Source organism: Burkholderia multivorans ATCC BAA-247 (assembly GCF_000959525.1).
Taxonomy (GTDB): Bacteria; Pseudomonadota; Gammaproteobacteria; order Burkholderiales; family Burkholderiaceae; genus Burkholderia; species Burkholderia multivorans.
In genome coordinates, this window is record NZ_CP009830.1 from 101,546 (window position 1) to 117,989 (window position 16,444).

The 16,444-nt window shown below is 67.4% G+C and carries 15 protein-coding genes; 11 read left to right on the forward strand and 4 right to left on the reverse strand.

The window, feature by feature from the left end; genetic code table 11:
- Positions 1-86: 86 nt before the first annotated feature.
- Positions 87-1,652: a methyl-accepting chemotaxis protein gene (locus tag NP80_RS00455; RefSeq protein WP_045592767.1), complete on the forward strand. Its 1,566-nt coding sequence runs from the start codon at positions 87-89 to the stop codon at positions 1,650-1,652.
- A gap of 734 nt (positions 1,653-2,386) precedes the next feature.
- The gene (locus tag NP80_RS00460) at positions 2,387-3,898 is read left to right on the forward strand and encodes an alkaline phosphatase family protein (RefSeq protein ID WP_035946737.1); all 1,512 of its coding nucleotides are present in this window, start codon (positions 2,387-2,389) and stop codon (positions 3,896-3,898) included.
- A 28-nt stretch (positions 3,899-3,926) separates the two neighbouring features.
- Here NP80_RS00460 and NP80_RS00465 read toward each other — a convergent pair whose 3' ends face one another.
- Entirely contained in the window at positions 3,927-4,955 is a 1,029-nt protein-coding gene (locus tag NP80_RS00465) for a GlxA family transcriptional regulator (protein WP_006410024.1), read from the reverse strand.
- 115 nt (positions 4,956-5,070) lie between these two features.
- Here NP80_RS00465 and NP80_RS00470 point away from each other — a divergent pair, with 115 nt between their 5' ends.
- The 4 genes from NP80_RS00470 to NP80_RS00485 all read left to right on the forward strand — a co-directional run bounded on the left by NP80_RS00470 (position 5,071) and on the right by NP80_RS00485 (position 7,790).
- Complete coding sequence (locus NP80_RS00470) at positions 5,071-6,291, forward strand: MFS transporter (protein WP_006410032.1); 1,221 nt, start codon at positions 5,071-5,073, stop codon at positions 6,289-6,291.
- Between the two features lies 1 nt (position 6,292).
- A complete protein-coding gene (locus NP80_RS00475) occupies positions 6,293-6,742 on the forward strand; it encodes a carboxymuconolactone decarboxylase family protein (protein ID WP_006410023.1) in 450 nt (149 codons plus the stop codon).
- A 47-nt stretch (positions 6,743-6,789) separates the two neighbouring features.
- Positions 6,790-7,161, forward strand: a complete 372-nt coding sequence (locus tag NP80_RS00480) for a cupin domain-containing protein (protein ID WP_006410033.1) — start codon at positions 6,790-6,792, stop codon at positions 7,159-7,161.
- A 206-nt stretch (positions 7,162-7,367) separates the two neighbouring features.
- On the forward strand, positions 7,368-7,790 hold the full coding sequence (locus tag NP80_RS00485) for a VOC family protein (protein WP_045592771.1): 423 nt from the start codon (positions 7,368-7,370) through the stop codon (positions 7,788-7,790).
- Positions 7,791-7,839: 49 nt separating this feature from the next.
- On the opposite strand, the gene NP80_RS00490 is transcribed toward NP80_RS00485, so the two are convergent.
- Positions 7,840-8,697: an oxidoreductase gene (locus NP80_RS00490; RefSeq protein ID WP_006410031.1), complete on the reverse strand. Its 858-nt coding sequence runs from the start codon at positions 8,695-8,697 to the stop codon at positions 7,840-7,842.
- 118 nt (positions 8,698-8,815) lie between these two features.
- Between NP80_RS00490 and NP80_RS00495 the strand changes: the two genes are divergently transcribed.
- Positions 8,816-9,790 (forward strand): LysR family transcriptional regulator, encoded by a 975-nt coding sequence (locus NP80_RS00495; RefSeq protein ID WP_006410026.1) that lies wholly within the window; start codon positions 8,816-8,818, stop codon positions 9,788-9,790.
- A 54-nt stretch (positions 9,791-9,844) separates the two neighbouring features.
- On the opposite strand, the gene sfnG is transcribed toward NP80_RS00495, so the two are convergent.
- Entirely contained in the window at positions 9,845-10,948 is a 1,104-nt protein-coding gene (gene sfnG, locus NP80_RS00500; RefSeq protein WP_006399272.1) for a dimethylsulfone monooxygenase SfnG, read from the reverse strand.
- A gap of 27 nt (positions 10,949-10,975) precedes the next feature.
- Positions 10,976-11,545, reverse strand: coding sequence for an FMN reductase (msuE, locus tag NP80_RS00505; RefSeq protein ID WP_006405446.1), 570 nt, complete (start codon positions 11,543-11,545; stop codon positions 10,976-10,978).
- Positions 11,546-12,214: 669 nt separating this feature from the next.
- Here msuE and NP80_RS00510 point away from each other — a divergent pair.
- The 4 genes from NP80_RS00510 (at position 12,215) to NP80_RS00525 (ending at position 16,426) form a co-directional block, all read left to right on the forward strand.
- Positions 12,215-13,195, forward strand: a complete 981-nt coding sequence (locus tag NP80_RS00510; RefSeq protein ID WP_006405451.1) for a 2-keto-3-deoxygluconate permease — start codon at positions 12,215-12,217, stop codon at positions 13,193-13,195.
- The gene (locus tag NP80_RS00515; RefSeq protein ID WP_006405452.1) at positions 13,192-14,490 is read left to right on the forward strand and encodes a four-carbon acid sugar kinase family protein; all 1,299 of its coding nucleotides are present in this window, start codon (positions 13,192-13,194) and stop codon (positions 14,488-14,490) included. The genes NP80_RS00510 and NP80_RS00515 overlap by 4 nt, the downstream gene beginning before the upstream one ends.
- A gap of 60 nt (positions 14,491-14,550) precedes the next feature.
- A complete protein-coding gene (gene pdxA / locus NP80_RS00520; RefSeq protein ID WP_006405453.1) occupies positions 14,551-15,552 on the forward strand; it encodes a 4-hydroxythreonine-4-phosphate dehydrogenase PdxA in 1,002 nt (333 codons plus the stop codon).
- A 76-nt stretch (positions 15,553-15,628) separates the two neighbouring features.
- Positions 15,629-16,426 carry a DeoR/GlpR family DNA-binding transcription regulator gene (locus tag NP80_RS00525; RefSeq protein ID WP_006405454.1) on the forward strand — a complete coding sequence of 266 codons (798 nt, stop codon included), beginning with the start codon at positions 15,629-15,631 and terminating at the stop codon, positions 16,424-16,426.
- The last annotated feature ends 18 nt before the right edge of the window (positions 16,427-16,444 follow it).

Genomic DNA, 16,444 nt, shown 5'->3' on the forward strand with positions numbered 1-16,444 from the left:
GCCGCGCGCTGCATGCGGCGTTCGTCCCTCCGACCCGGAACACTTCTGCGCCAACGGCCGCGCGCGGCCGCCGGCAAGGGAACGACATGCGAAAACGATTCACGATCCGCGGCGGGCTCGTCGCGACCATCGCCGGCTATACGCTGCTGCTCGTCCTCGTGGTCGCCGCGTGCATCGGCGGCCTGTACCTCGGCAACGACTCGCTCGAAGCGATGTACCGCGACGACACCGCGTCGCTGCTGCACCTGAAGACCAGCTCCGAGCGCATGCTCGTGCTGCGCGAGCGCATGGCCGACGTCGCGCAGATCATCAGCGCCGGCCGGCCCGCGAAGGACGAAATCGCGCAGCTTCACACGCTGCTGCAGCAGAGCAACGACGAACTGCTCGCGTATTCGCGGCTGCATAAGCGCGACGCGCAGGAGCAGACGCTGTTCGACGCACTGCAGGCCAGTCGCCGCACGCTGCTCGATCGCGTGTTCTCGAAGGCGCTCGCGCAGCTCGATCAGGACGACGCGTTCAATTTCCTCGACACGCAGCGCACCGCGCCGCCCGAGCTGTTCGCCGCCTACCAGAAGGCGATCGATGCGCTCGAAGCGTTCCAGGTCGAGCGCGAGAAGGCGCGCTACGAAGCGGCCGGCGAGCGCTTTCACCGGATCGTGTGGGCGATGGCGGCGGTCGCCGCGATCGCGCTGGTCGTCGGCTTCGTCGCGCAGCGTCTGCTCGCCAAGGCGATCATCGAGCCGATCGCGCTCGCGGTCGATCATTTCGACAAGATCTCGAAGGGCGATCTGACCAGTGCGGTCGCGATCGGCGGCGACAACGAGATGGCCTATCTGCTCAACGCGCTGAAGCGGATGCAGGACGGGCTCGTCGACACGGTCAGCCAGGTACGCGCGAGCACGGAAACGATCGTCGGCGACGTGCGTACGATCGCGAGCGGCAACGTCGACCTGTCCGCGCGCACCGAACAGCATGCGGTGTCGCTGCAGCAAGCGGCCGCGAGCATGGAGCAGCTGACGGCGACGGTGCGGCAGAACGCCGACAACGCGCGCGATGCGCGCAGCTACGTCGAAGGCGCGGCCGGCATCGCGGCGCGCGGCGGCGAGGCGATGCAGCGCGTCGTCGACACGATGTCGGCGATCTCGCAAAGTGCCGCGCAAATCGCCGGCATCGTCGGCGTGATCGAAAGCATCGCATTCCAGACCAACATCCTTGCGCTCAACGCGGCGGTCGAAGCGGCGCGCGCAGGCGAACAGGGCCGCGGCTTCGCGGTCGTCGCGACCGAGGTGCGCGGGCTCGCGCAGCGCTGCGCGGCGGCGGCAAAGGAGATCCGCGAGCTGATCGGCGATTCGACGCAGCGCGTCGAACACGGCAGCGGCCTCGTCGCGCATGCCGGTTCCGCGATGACCGAGATCGTCGCGGCCGTCGAGCGCGTGAACGCGATCATGAGCGACATCAGCACGGCGTTCGACGAACAGTCCTCGGGCATCGAGCAGGTGAACGCGACCGTCACGCAGATGGAGCAGACGATGCAGCGCAATACCGCGCTTGTCGAAGAGACGGCTGCCGCCGCGCTGTCGCTCGAGGAGCAAGGCGCGCGGCTCAGCAATGCGGTCGCCCAGTTTCGGCTGCGGGAGGCGGCGTCCGCATGAGGTGAGCGCGCGCAGTCGCAACGGTTCGTCGAGGCGATCCGAACGGGTTAACCCCAGCCTCCACCCCGCTCGAAGCAGCGCGCGCCGTTACCTGTACTTTCGAACGGCCGACGCATATGCGGCACTCCCATTCGGGAGGGAACCGGCTGTCCGGCGAGGGGCTTTGGGCGCATCTCGATAATCGTGTTTCGCCTCCCGTCTCGCTGCGCAAACCGAAAATGAGAAGCAGTGTCGCTTCGAGAATCAATGGCGTTTCGTATCGGCTGTGCGATTACTCGTGACCGCTTCAACTGCTCGGCATCGCGCATCACACCGCTGCGGCATCTCGATCACACGCATCTGTGCCGACGATTCGACACCCCGATGAGCACACGCCACTCGACTAACCCGATCATTGCGCACGCATCGACTGTGTCTTTTTGACTTGCGGCGCTCCAAACGGCATCGCGTACCGACCTCCCGATACCTCTCCTCCCGACGAATTGCGGCGCAGCACGCGGTGCCGGGCGCCGCCCGCGCAACGAACGCCGAAGCGCCGCACGACGTGCGCCGCCATCGCACGCGATCCGTCGCCGCAGCACCGCATCGCGATCGGCGGTCCCTCGATACGCGCGCCAGGCACGACGCTTGCCCCTGTCGGCCGGCCTGCCGTACGGCACGGCGAGCGCGCTTCGCTTCGCGGCTCGGAGCGCACACGGCTGGCCAGCGCCGCATTCACTCAGGGAGACGTTGTCATGGACGGGACCGGAGCATATCGCCATTACGACCGGCGGCGCTTTCTCGCCGGCGTTGCCGCTGTTGCGGGCAGTGTCGCGCTATCGGGCTGCGGCGGCGGGGGTGGCGACGGCGGCAACGGCGGCGCTAACGGCGGATCGGGCGCCGACGGCAATGCGGCCGCGCCGTCGATCGGCAACACGCCTTCGCCGAACGGCGGCGATCGCTACAGCCTGCCGCGGCCGCCGCTGCCGGACCCGTCGAATGCCGGCATCGATCACATCGTGCTCGTCACGATGGAAAACCGTTCGTTCGATCACTTCCTGAGCTGGGTGCCCGGCGCCGAGGGCATGCCCGCGAACCGGCAATACAACGACGCGTTCGGCGCGACACATACACCGTTCGCGCTCGCGTCCAATTCCGCGTACGGCTATCAGGCCTGCGCGTATCACGACCCGAACCACAGCTACGAAGGGGCGCGCACGCAACTCGCGTCCGGCGCGATGAACGGCTGGCTGCTGACGCCGGGCACGAGTCAGACGCAGGGCGACCTGCTCCCGATCGGCTATTACACGTCCGCCGATCTGCCGTTCTTCAGCGCGGCGGCGACTCACTACACGATCGGCGACTTCTACTTCACCGGCATTCTGACGAGCACGTTTCCGAACCGCCTGTATCTGCACAGCGGCGCAACCGACCGCCTCGGCGACGGCATCGATACGTCGACGCTGCGCACGATCTGGGACAACCTCGCCGATGCGAACGTCGGCTGCCATTACTACTATCACGACGTGCCGTTCACGGCGCTGTACGGCACGCGCTATGTCGGCATCTCGCATCCGTTCTCCGAGTTCCTGTCGAATGCGGCGGCCGGTACGCTGCCGGCGTTCTGCATGGTCGACCCCGCTTTCGCGGGCGAACGGGAGGGCACGTCCTCCGACGATCATCCGCACGCCGACATTCGCGACGGCCAGGCATTTCTGAATCAGGTGTATGACGCACTACGCACGAGCCCGACGTGGAGCCGCACGCTGCTGATCATCGTGTACGACGAATGGGGCGGGTTTCTCGAACACGTGGTGCCGCCGACGCGGCCGATCAGCAACAACGAGCTCGCGCTCGGCAACGACGGCAAGCTCGGCTGCCGCGTGCCGCTCGCGCTGCTCGGCCCGCGCGTGCGGGCGGGCACGGTCACGCGCTATCCGTTCGATCCGAGTTCGATTCATGCGCTGCTGCAATGGCGCTTCGGCCTGAAGCCGCTCGGCGTGCGCGGCAGCGATCCGGCGACCGTCAATCTCGCCTACGCGCTCGATCTCGCGAGTGCGCCGCGCACCGACGCGCCCGCCTTCACCGTGCCGCAAGGGCCGTTCGGCGGGCTGTGCGCCGGCGCGACCGCACCGGCGCCGTCCGACTCGATCTCGCAGATCGATCCGTCGCAAATGGCCGCGAAACCCGCAGTGAATCCGACCGCCGACCGCTTCGCGGACCTGCGCGCGAAGGCGGCGGCGCTCGGCTTCGCGACCGGCGGCTGACGCAGGCGCAGCCGCCAAGGGGCGGCGCCTACGACCGCGGTACCGCGCCGGCTGCCGTCGCCGCTTGCAGGGCGACGGCCGGCGGCGCGAGCGTCTGTTCGCCGCCGTCCGCGTTGCCCGCACGCGCACTACGGCTGAAGCGGCGAACGGCCTGCGGCGGCTGACCGATCGTCCGCAGGAAGGCGCGCCGCATCCGTTCGCGATCGGCGAAGCCCACTTCATCGGCGATCACGTCCAGCGATAGACGCCCTTTCTCGAGCAGCAGCCGCGCGGCTTCCACGCGCAGATGCTCGACCGCCTTCGCCGGCGACTGGCCGGTTTCCGCACTGAACGCGCGGCTGAACTGGCGCGGACTCAGTCCCGCGACGTCCGCGAGCTCCTCGACGGTCAGCGGCTTGCGCAGATTCGCGCTCGCATAGTCGATCGCCTTCTGGATCCGGTCCGATTTCGGTTCGAGATCGAGCAGCGTCGAGAACTGCGATTGCCCGCCTGCGCGACGGTGGTAGACGACGAGCTTGCGCGCGACCGCGCGCGACACCTCGTGTCCGTGATCCTTCTCGATCATCGCGAGCGCCATGTCGATCGTCGCGGTCATCCCGGCCGACGTCCAGATCGGCCCGTCGACGATGAAGATCTGATCGTCCTCGACCGTCACCTCCGGATAACGGCGCTGAAGGTCGGCCGCGAAGCGCCAGTGCGTCGTCGCGCGCCGGCCGTCCAGCGCGCCGGCCTCCGCGAGAATGAACGCGCCCGTGCACGGCGCCGCGATGCGTCGCGACGTCGTCAGCGCGCGCCGCACGAACGCGGTCAGCGCAGGCGACGCGATGTCGATCTCGACACCGGAACCGAACATCACCGTATCGAACGACGTGTCGGAAAACGGCTGCGTCTCGACGCGGATGCCGGCCGACGACAGCACGAGCCCGCCCTCCTCCGACAGCACCGTGACCTGATACGCCGGCTCGCCGAGCACGACGTTCGCGAGCTCGAACGCAGTGATCGCCGCGAAGCCGAGCAGATAGAAATTCGGGAAGACGACGAAACCGATCGTATGCATGCGCGTGCCCCGGCGATGTCCGAAATTGCTTGTATATATGACATTTGAGACACGGTCAATCGCGACTATCCTCTCCGCGTATCGCTCCCGAAACCCTTACCGCCAGAGCTTTCGTATGGATCGTCGACTATCGATACTCGCCGTCGGAATGTTCGCGATGGGGACCGACAACTTCGTCGTCGCCGGCATTCTGCCCGGCGTCGCGGCATCCCTTCATACGTCGGTCGCGCTCGCCGGACTCATGGTGACCTGTTACGCGTTCACGTACGCCATCGCCGCCCCGATCATGGCGGCGCTCGCCGGCCGGTGGCCGCGCAAGCTGCTGCTGGTGTCCGCGCTGGGCATCTTCGTCGCCGGCAACGTATTGAGCGCGCTCGCGACCGACCTCGGCGTCGTGCTGTTCAGCCGCGCGCTGGCCGGCTTCGGCGCGGCGCTGTTTTCGCCGACCGCGCTCGGCGTCGCATCGGCGCTCGCGACACCCGAACGGCGCGGACGGGCGCTGGCCGCCGTGACGGCCGGGCTGACCGGCGCGACCGCGCTCGGCTCGCCGCTCGGCACCTTCATCGGCGGCTTCGGCGGCTGGCGCTCGACGCTCTGGTTCGTCGCCGCGCTTGGCGCCGTCGCGATGATCGGCGTGTGGACCATGCTGCCGGCCGTGCCGCGCCCCGCGCCGGTCGGCCTGCGCGAGCGCATCGCGCCGATGCGCGACGCGCGGATCGCATTGACCTTGCTGACCTCGCTGTTCGCATTCGGCGGCTTCCTGATGGTCTACACGTATGCGGGCGTCGTGCTGCAGCGCGTGACGCACGGCGACGAACGCATGCTCGCGGCGCTGTTCCTGCTGTGGGGTGTCGCGGCGACTGTCGGGAATTTCATCGCCGGCCGGCTGGTCGACCGCTTCGACAGCCGCCGCGTGATCGACGCGATGCTCTGGATTGCGATCGTCAACTTCTGCCTGCTGCCGTGGACGGCGGCCCACGCGTTCGGCGCGATCGTGTCGCTGACGATCTGGGGCCTCTGCGGCTGGGGGCTGATCGTGCCGCAGCAGCACCGCCTCGTGCATGCCGCGCCGCAGGTCGCGCCGCTCGTGCTCGCGCTGAACAATACAGCGACCTATATCGGGCTCGCGGCCTCCGGCGTGCTCGGCGGCCTCGTGCTGCGCACGATCGACGCGCGCTACCTCAGCGTGGTCGCGGCCGCGCTGATCGTCGTCGCGTTCGTGTGCGCCGAAGCCGCGTATCGACGGATGCGCGCGCCCGCCGCGATCGACCGAACGACACCGGACACGCGTATCGAAACACGCGTACTGACAACCCCCGTTGAACATGGAGAATGACATGACCCGCCGTCTCGACTATGCGCAGATTGCGCCCGCCGGCATGAAGGCGCTCGGCAGCGTCTACGGATACGTGATGCAAAGCGGCCTTTCGCCGATCCTCGTCGATCTCGTCTATCTGCGCGTCTCGCAGATCAACAATTGCGCATACTGCCTCGACATGCACACGCGCGACCTGATCGAACGCGGCGTGAGCATCGAGAAGCTCGCGCTCGTCCAGGCATGGGCCGAAGCCGGCTCGCTGTTCGACGAACGCGAACGCGCGGCGCTCGCCTGGGCCGAAACGGTCACGCGCGTCGCCGAGACCGGCGCGCCCGACGCTGCGTACGAGGCCGCGCGGCAGGTATTCGACGAGCGGGAAATCGTCGATCTGACGATTGCGATCAGCCTGATGAATGCCTATAACCGAATGGCAATCAGCTTTCGCAACACGCCGCAGGCTGCGCTGTAATCGTTCGGCGCGGCCTGCATGCGACGCCCGCAGCGAGGCCCGCAACGATGCTCAGGATCGGCAACCTGTTCGATATCGAACGCACGCCCGGCGACGGCGAACGCTTCGACACGCTCGTCGCCGGATCGAACGTGACGATCGAGCGGATCGTCTCGGCCGGACACGCCAGTCCGCCCGGCTTCTGGTACGACGATCCGCGCGCCGAATGGGTCGTGCTGTTGTCGGGCGCGGCCGTACTCGAGTTCGAACACGGCGCCACGCGCCACGCGCTGCACGCCGGCGACCATGTGCTGATCGACGCGCATTGCCGGCACCGCGTCGCGTGGACCGATCCGTCGGTGCCGACCGTGTGGCTCGCGGTCTACCACGAACCCGAGCGCGTCGCTTCATCGGCATCGGCGCCGGCGCGCCCTTCTTGAACCGCGCGTCGAGGTCGATGCCGGCGCTTCGTCGCGAACCGGCATCGAGCGTCCGACAGCAGGATCGACTTCGTCGGCATCGTAGTCGCCATGCGTCGCAACGCAGTAGCGCCAGGAACGGAGGCCCGCTGTTGCCGGTTCGGCGCCCGTCGCGCGTCGTACGGTTTACGATGTCGGTTTCGTTATTCGACGACGGAGCCCGATCGATGCAACCCCGAATCAGCGTGCTGACGCTAGGCGTCGACGATCTGGACGCCGCGCTGCGGTTCTACCGCGACGGCCTCGGCCTGAAGACCGACGGCATCGTCGGCCGCGAATTCGAACATGGCGCGGTCGCGTTCTTCGATCTGCAGCCGGGGGTCAAGCTCGCATTGTTCGGCCGCGCCGACCTCGCGCACGACACCGGCCTGCCGCCTGCGACGCGCGACGGCATCGCATCGACGATCGGCCACAACGTCGCGAGCGCACGCGAAGTGGACGACGTGATGCGGCAAGCGGCGGCCGCCGGCGCGCGCATCGTGAAGCCCGCCGGCGAGACGTTCTGGGGCGGCTATTCCGGCTACTTCCAGGATCCCGACGGCCACGTGTGGGAAGTCGTCTTCAATCCGGCCTTCGTCCCGGCCGGCTGAGCGGCGAAGCGGCCGGGACGAAGGCCGGGCGCCACGGCCGCGCCGCCCGTCACGCCGCGAAGTCGGTCGACGCCGACAGCGCGCGCCACGCTTCCGTTTCCTGCGCGACGTACGCGTTCTTTGCGGCGATCGCGGCCAGCGTGTCGGTGCCGAGCGGCAGACGCAACGGCGGGTTCGGCGCATCGACGAGCGCGATCATCGCGGCCGCGAGCTTCGTCGGGTCGCCCGGCTGGTTGTGATTCAGCTGCGCGGCCTTGCGACGCACGGCGCCCGACGTCGCCTCGTAATCGTCGATCACGGTCGGCGCGACGACCAGCGACGACGCATCGAGAAAATCGGTGCGGAAATAGCCGGGCTCGACGACCGTCGCGTGAATGCCGAGCGGCTGCAGTTCCGCATGCAGCGCTTCGGTGATCCCTTCGACCGCGAACTTCGTCGACGAATAGACGCCGAACCCGGCCGCCGCGCGATAGCCGCCGATCGACGAGATGTTGATCACGTGCCCCGACCGGTTCGCGCGCATCGTCGGCAACGTCGCGCGCGTGACATTCAGCAGCCCGAACACGTTCGTGTCGTACATACGGCGCACGTCCTTGTCCGACGATTCCTCGACCGCGCCGAGCAGGCCGAAGCCCGCATTGTTGACCAGCACGTCGATGCGGCCGAAGCGTTCGACCGCCGCCTGCACGGCCGCGCGCGCCTGCGCTTCGTCGGTCACGTCGAGCGCGACCGGCAGCAGCGCGGCCGATTCGCCGAGCCGCTCGACGATCGCCGACACGTTGCGCCCTGCCGCGACGACGGCGTTGCCGTCCGCGAGCGCCGCTTCCGCAATCAGTGCGCCGATCCCGCGCGACGCGCCGGTGATGAACCAGACGCGCTTGAAACCGTGATGTTGCGTGGCTGCCATGACGTTTCTCCTACGTGTGTGATGAAGTGAGTTCATCGTAGGCGCGTCGATTGACACACACTAGCTGCCGCGAACTGGACGCATAATCAATTTTTATTTGCGAATCGGGGAGGCCGCCGTGAACGAAGTTCGTGCGATCACCGTCTTCGTGCGCGCCGCGACGCTCGGCAGCCTGCGCGCGGCGGCCGTCGATCAGGGCATCTCGCCGCAGGCGGCGAGCCACGCGGTGATGCAGCTCGAGAAGGCGCTCGGCGTGCGGCTCTTTCACCGGACGACGCGCAAGCTGAGCCTGACGGACGAAGGCGAGCGACTGTTCGACAGCGTGAAGCCGGCGCTTGCGATGCTCGCGTCCGCCCTCGGCGATGCGCGGCGTTCGAAGTCCGAGGTAGCCGGCCTGCTGCGCGTGAGCGCGCCGCGCGCGCTCGGGCTGCCCGTGCTCTGGCCGTGCTTCGAGGCGTTTGAGCACGCGTATCCCGACGTGCAGCTCGACGTGCGGTTCGACGATCAGTTCACCGATCTCGTCACTGAGCGCGCGGACGTCGGATTCCGCGGCGGCCCGCCGCCGTCCGCCGGCTCGATCGCGCGGCCGCTCGTGCCGATCCAGTTGATCGTATGCGCGTCGCCCGAGTACATCGCGCGCCACGGCGCGCCGCGCACGATCGACGAACTCGCCGCGCATCGCTGCACGGGCTATCGACGCGCGAACACAGGCAAGCTCGCGCAGTGGACGTTTCGCGTCGGCGACGAAATCGTGTACCGCGACGTGCCCGCCGCGCTCACCGTGAACGACACGGACATGGAAACGCATGCGGTACTGTCGGGCCTCGGGGTCGGACAGCTCGGCAGCTTCAGTGCGGCGATGCATATCCGCAGCGGCCGGCTCGTTCCGTTGCTGACCGAACACGTGGTCGAGCACGGGATAATCTATCTGTACTACGGTCACCGCACCGAGCGGTCGCTGCGCGTGAAGACGTTCATCGACTTCGTCGTCGACCGGCTCGCCGACAATCGCGACTTCTTCCTCGACGCAGCTGAGCTGCGCGCGATGCAGCACGGTACGCCGCGGCGGCGCGCGGCCAAAGCGCGCCGGTAGCGGCCGGCGAGCCGGCCCGTCGCCACGCGCTTCGCTACGCGCACGTTCGCCCTGTCAGGCCGCGACCGGCTGCCGCTGCGCCTCCAGTTCGCGCACGAGCGGCAGCACGCGCTTGCCGAAGTATTCGACTTCCTCGATGAAATGCAGGAAGCCGGCGAGCACGAGATCGACGCCGATCGCCTTCAGCTCGACGATGCGCTGCGCGATCTGCTCGGGCGTACCGATCAGGTTCGTGCGGAAGCCGTCGTTGTACTGGACCAGATCCTCGAACGTCGATTTCGCCCAGTTGCCCTCGCCTTCCGGCGAAGCCTTGCCGGCCTGCTTCACCGCGTCGCCGAACGCGTGCACCGCTTCGACATGGGCGTGACGGACGATATCGTCGAGCACGGCGCGCGCCTCGTCCTCCGTGTCGCGCGCGATCACGAACGCATTGACGCCGATTCGCACGCGATGGCCGTTCGCGGCCGCCTTCGCGCGAATGTCGTCGATCTGGGTCTTCAGGTTTTCGGGCGTATTGCCGTTCGTGAAGTACCAGTCGGACACGCTTGCCGCGTTGTCGCGTGCGGCGCGCGAACTGCCGCCCTGAAAGATTTCCGGATGCGGCTTCTGCAGCGGCTTCGGGCTCAGCGTGTAGTTGTTGAAACGATAGAAGTCGCCCTTGAACGTGAAGTTGTCCTGCGTCCAGATGCCCTTCAAGGCCTGAATGAATTCCTTCGAACGTCGATAGCGCTCGTCATGCTCGAGCCACGGCTCGCCGATCGCGGTGAATTCGTCCTTGAACCAGCCGCTGACGACGTTGATCGCGATGCGTCCGTTCGAAATATGGTCGATCGTCGCGAGCTGCTTCGCGACGACGGCCGGATGCCAGGGCCCCGGCAGGATCGCCGCGAGCACTTTCAGTTTCGTCGTCGCGTGCAGCAGCGCCTGGCTGAACGATACCGACTCGTGCTGATACTCGGCGCCGTAGCCGGCCGTGAAGCGGATCTGACTCAGCGCATAGTCGAAGCCGGCCGCTTCGGCGACGCGCGCGAGCTGCTGGTTGTATTCGAGGCTCCAGTCGGTACGCTGCTCGATCGTGCTGACCACGAGTCCGCCGCTGACGTTCGGCACCCAGTACGCAAATTTGACGCCATCGGCGTGCGATTCGGTAACGCTCATGAATTGTCCTCGTCGGGAAAAGCGGGATTACGCGGCGGCGTCTGCCGCCACCGGAAACTGACGTGCGCGCAGGTGCGGCGCGGCATGCCGGGCCGCGCGTGCGATGCGTGCGTGTAGCGCCGGATTCGCGATCGCGTAGCGGTCGAAATCGCTTTCCGATGCATACACGCCGATCGGCAGCGTGCGCGCCTGGAAGAAGCCGAGCAGCGGGCGCAGCTGGTGGTCGATCACGAGCGCGTGCCGCTCGCTGCCGCCGGTCGCGGCAAGCAGCACGGGAACGTCGATCAATGCGTCGCGATCGACGAGATCGAACAGATGCTTGAGCAGGCCCGTGTACGACGCGCGATAGACGGGGCTCGCGACGATCAGCACGTCGGCCGTTTCGATCGCGCGCAGTTGCGCGTCGAGGTCCGGCGGCACCTGTGCGCGCGTCGCGGCGCCGGCAAGCCGGCCGCCGATTTCCGCGAGCTCGATGCGTCGCGTTTCGATGCGTGCCGCATTGCCGAGCGCCGCGAGGAGCGCGTCGATCAGCACGAGCGTGCGCGACGGTCGTTGCAGGCTGCCCGATACCGCGACGACATTCACCGGTTTGCTCATTGCTTGCGTCTCTCCTGTCGAAGCGGGCCAGGTGCCCGTCGCCGGACTGCGTTGCAAGCGGCGTGCCATTTCGGCGAGTCGCGCAGAGGTGCAGCGGCGAAGGGCGGGTGTCGGGATGGTGCGCGACGTCCGGCGGGCGCCGCGGCGTTATTCCACGCGCGACGATATGCGTGTGAGCAAGACGCTCATAACGCTATCGGCGGGCGAGATGAACGAGCGTGAACAGTGATGCTGATTCGGTGCTGCTGGGGCAGCAGTGTCCGGAGCGTGGCGGGCGCGTGCTCGGTCGGCATTTGTGTTCGTTCGCGGCGAGCCATTGTTATCGATCCACGATTGCCGTTCGTCGTCGCGCGTCGCAATAGCCGCTCGCAGAGTGCAGCGGCGCTTCCTTTCCGCGCGCCGTCAGGCCGGTCGCTGGTCTCGTCGCGAACGCTCGAGCGCGCGGTTCAGACATCCGCCTCGAGACACGAAGCATTGGCGCCAGCGCGCTCCTTTGTCTCGGGACAATGACCGGGTTCGGGCGCGGTCACCCGCCACGCGGATGATCACATCGATCACAAAAATGATCGATTTGCGCAAAATGCGCGGCCGAAGTACACTCCAGATTGATCGTTTCAATCATATAAGTGACCGATTCAATCAAAGTCCGATCAGAGAATGGAGACTGGCATGGCTCAAATACACATCAAGCGCGGCATCGAGCGCGTACCCGGCGGCATGATGATCGTGCCGCTGCTCGTGGGCGCACTCGTCGCCACGTTTTTGCCTGACATGCCGAAGTTTTTCGGCTCTTTTACCAATGCGCTGTTCACCGGTGCGCTGCCGATCCTCGCCGTGTTTTACGTCTGCATGGGCGCGAGCATCGATGTCAAGGCAACGCCCTACCTGCTCAAGAAGGGTGGCGCGCTGTTCGTCACGAAGGTCGGTGCCGCGATCGTCGTGGGCGTCGTCATGGGGCATTTCCTCGGCGAACAGCCGATCTCGTCGGGATTGTTCGCCGGCCTGTCGACGCTCGCCGTCGTCGCGGCGATGAACGACACCAACGGCGGGCTGTACATGGCGCTCATGGGCCAGTACGGTCGCTCCGAAGACGTCGGCGCATATACGATCATGTCGCTCGAATCCGGGCCGTTCCTGACCATGGTCACGCTCGGCGTGGCCGGACTGTCGGCGTTCCCGTGGCCGACGCTGGTCGGCAGCATTCTGCCGCTCGCATTCGGCATGCTGCTCGGCAACCTGGATCGCGAGATGCGTGCGTTCCTCGGCAAAGCGGTACCCGTGATGATTCCGTTCTTCGCGCTGGCGCTCGGCGCGAGTCTCGATCTGCACAAGGTGTGGCAGGCCGGCGTGCTCGGCGTCGGTCTGGGCATTGCTGTCGTGATCGTGACGGGCATTCCCCTTTACCTTGCGGACCGTCTGACGGGCGGCACCGGCGTCGCCGGTACCGCTGCGGCGAATACGGCAGGTAACGCGGCCGCCGTGCCGGCGTTGATCGCCGCGGCGAATCCGGTCTACGCGGAGGCCGCCAAGAGCGCGACGCTGCTGGTGGCCGCGTGCGTCGTCGTGACCGCGGTCCTTTCGCCGATCCTGACCGCGGCCGTCGCAAAACGCGTGCAGGTCGGACGCGAAGCAACGGAAATGGCGCAATGAGCATGCTGATCATCGCGGACGATCTGTCGGGCGCCGCCGATTGCGCGATCGGCTTTGCGAACGCCGGCTATCGGACGGTCGTCACGCTCGACGTGCCGGCGCAAGGCCTCGACGCGAGCGCCGCCGACGTGATCGCAGCCGATACCGACACCCGCCGTCTCACGCCGGCCGAGGCCGCGCAGCGCACGTCGGCCGCGTGGCGGGCGTTGCGCGAACCGGGCCGGCGCCTCTACAAGAAGATCGACTCGACGCTGCGCGGCAATTGGGCCGCCGAAGTCGCCGCGTTGCAGCCGCTCGCGGGTCTTGCGATTGTCGCGCCGGCGTTTCCGGCGACGGGCCGCACCGTACTCGGCGGCCGTGTGTTCGTGCGCGGCGAGCCGCTCGAAACCACCGATACCTGGCAGCTCGAAAATGCGGGCCGCACCGCAGACCTGCACGCGATGCTCGCGCAAGCCGGTGTTTCGACCGCCCAACTCGACGTGGACGCATTGCGCGAAAGCAGCCAGACGCTCATCGCGCGAATCGCCGCCGTGGCGGCGAGCGGCACCGAGGCGCTGGTGGTCGACGCCGAGACGAAGGACGACCTGATCGCACTTGCACGGGCGACGGCACAGATGGACGACGCGCTGTTCTGGGTCGGCTCGGGCGGGCTCGCGCGCGAAATCGCGAGCGTGGAAAGTCTGTTCGCCCCGCGCGCGGCGCGAACAGACGCCGTCGCTTCGCAACGGCAGCCACGACACGCACCCGTGCTGGTGCTGGTGGGCAGCCTGTCGGCGGTATCGGAGCGGCAGTGCGCGATGCTGCGAGAACGCGCCGGCATGATGGAACTGACGGTACCGCCCGCCGTGCTGCGCGGCGGCGAGCGCCACGCGGACGTACCGCAATGGCAGGCGCGCATCGGCGACGCGCTGCGAACGGGGGCGGACCTGCTGCTGCGCATCGGCAGCGACGACGCGTTCGATCCGGCGGAAGGCGCGTTGCTGTCGGCCGCGCTTGCCGCGCTCGTCAAGCCGCATTTCGCGGTGCTCGGCGGCTTGATCGCGACCGGCGGCGAAACCGCCCGCGCGATGCTGAGCGCGGTTGGCGTCGGCAGCGTCGAACTGATTGAGGAGATAGAGGCCGGCGTGGCCGTCGGCAAGCCGATCGGTGCCGCCACTTGCCAGCCTCACCTGCGTATCGTCACGAAGGCGGGGGCGTTCGGCACCGATCACGCATTGTTCGCCGCGTGGCGCTATCTCCGCGAAACGCCGGCAGCGAGCGTCAGCGCAGGCGCCCGCTCACACGGTTCGGCCTGATCGTTCCTACGCGATCGGCATGCAGTAGAGCAGAATTCAAGGACATCAAGGCAAAACATCATGAGCAACTACCTTCCCGTGATCGGCATTACGATGGGCGACGCAGCAGGCGTCGGCCCGGAAATCATCGTCAAGAGCCTCGCACACGACGTCGTTTATCGGCAATGCCGTCCGCTCGTGATCGGCGATGCGCGCCGGCTCGAACGAGCAAACGAGATCGTCGGCGGCACGGCGAAGATCCGTCGCATCCAAGAAGCGGCCGACGCGCGCTACGAGCCGGGCACGATCGACTGCATCGATCTCGGCCTGATTCCGGCCGACCTGCCCTTCGGCCGCTTGTCGGCCGTCGCGGGCGATGCGGCCTATCAATTCATCGCGCGCGCGGTGAAGCTGGCCGAAGCCGGGCAGATCGACGCCATCTGCACGGCGCCGCTCAACAAGGAAGCACTGCACGCCGGCGGCCACAAGTATCCCGGCCATACCGAAATGCTCGCGCATCTGACGGGCGTCGACGAAGTATCGATGATGCTGGTCGCGCCGCAACTGCGCGTGATTCATGTGACCACGCATATCGGGATCATCGACGCGATCCGCAAAATCGAGCCGGGCCTCGTACAGCGCACGATCGAGCGCGGCCACGCGACGCTCGTGAAAGCCGGCATCGCAAAGCCGCGCATCGGCGTATGCGGGATCAATCCGCATGCCGGGGAGAACGGCCTGTTCGGATACGGCGAGGAAGAAGAGAAGATCGTGCCGGCGGTCGCGGTGTTGCAGGAACGCGGCCTCGACGTGACCGGCCCGCTGCCTGCCGACACGCTGTTTTTCCGTGCGGGCCGCGGCGACTTCGATCTCGTTGTCGCGATGTATCACGACCAGGGTCACGGCCCGGTGAAGGTGCTCGGGCTCGAAGCGGGCGTCAACGTGACGGTGGGACTGGAGGTCATCCGCACATCGGTCGATCACGGCACCGCGTTCGACATTGCGGGCACGGGCGTCGCCGACGAGCGCAGCCTGCTCGAAGCGCTGCGCCAGGGCGCCGAACTCGCGACGCGGCGCGGCTGAGCGCACAACCAGCGTGACGGAATGCGCGCGGGCCGTGGTGTAACATCGGCAACCTCCCATCCTGCAGATGTCAGCCATGAAAGCGTCCGAGCGCCATCGCGCGATTCTCGATCTCGTCCTGACGGGCGACGCCAGCGTCGAACAACTCAGCGCCGCGCTCGGCGTATCCGAAGCTACCGTGCGGCGCGACCTGACGACGCTCGCGAACCAGCGCCGTCTCGTGCGCACCTATGGCGGTGCGACGGCGCTGATCGGCGCACACGAACCGGAGGCGTCGCTCGAGGAACGCAAGGCGACGCAGCGCGAGCAGAAAGAAGCGATTGCCCGCGCGGCGGCCGCTCACGTGCACGACGGCGATACGCTGCTGCTCGACGGCGGCACGACCTGCGCCGCGCTGGCGCGGCATCTCGTCTCGCGCGTCGATCTTCATGTGGTGACCAACAACCTGCTTGCCGTCATGACGCTGGCGAACGCGCCCGGCGTCCATCTCACGTTGATCGGCGGCGATCTGCGCAAATCGAGCATGAGCACGCTCGGGCCGCTCGCCGAGCTGTCGCTGAGCCGCTTGAGCGTCGACAAGGCGTTTCTCGGCGCGGACGGCGTGGTCGCGGAGTTCGGGCTGTGCGAAGCGAGCGCGCAACAAGCGTATCTGAAGGACTGCATCATCCGGCGCGCGGCTCAGACGTTTGTGCTTGCCGACGCCGACAAGCTCGGTCGCTCGCGGCAGCAACACTGGACGCCGCTCGAACGAGACTGGCGGTTGATCACGTCCAGCATGGCCGACGAGGCGCTTCTTGCGCCGTTCAGGGCGCTCGGACGCGTCGTGGTCGAGACGGCCGATATGGACACGCCGTCGCGCTCGGCGATCTCGTAATACTGCGCGAAGCGCGCC